1 protein-coding gene is annotated in these 493 nt (G+C 62.1%); it reads left to right on the top strand.

Translation table 11 applies throughout. The features are described from left to right. A partial coding sequence (locus ACTQ4R_RS13005) for a 2-oxoacid:acceptor oxidoreductase family protein (protein ID WP_441629349.1) occupies positions 1-493 on the top strand: 493 nt, incomplete at both ends.

The raw sequence follows: 493 nt of genomic DNA, 5'->3' as shown, positions 1-493 counted from the left end.
GCGTGGTGGGCGGCCGCTACGGTCTTTCCTCCAAGGACACCACCCCCGGCCAGATCATCGCTGTGTATGACAACCTCAAGCAGGCCGAACCCAAGAACAACTTCACCATCGGCATCAACGATGACGTGACCCACACCTCCCTGGATTACAAGGAAGTGGAGTTCAAGCATCCCGGCGAGGTCTCCTGCAAGATCTGGGGCCTGGGCGGCGACGGCACCGTGGGCGCCAACAAGAACGCCATCTCCACCATCGGCCTGGTGGCCGACAAGTATGCCCAGGCGTACTTCTCCTATGACTCCATGAAGTCCGGCGGCCTGACCCAGAGCCACCTGCGCTTCGGCGACCAGCCCATCCGCTCCACCTACCTGGTGTCCTCCGCCGATTTTGTGGCGGTCCATGCCCCCACCTACGTCAACAAGTACGACACCACCGAGGATCTGAAGGAGGGCGGCACCTTCCTGCTGAACTGCCCCTGGAGCGTGGAAGAGCTGGA

This window comes from Dysosmobacter sp. Sow4_B12 (assembly GCF_052116665.1).
In the GTDB taxonomy this organism is placed as follows: domain Bacteria; phylum Bacillota; class Clostridia; order Oscillospirales; family Oscillospiraceae; genus Oscillibacter.
This window is presented reverse-complemented; position numbering and strand designations above follow the sequence as displayed.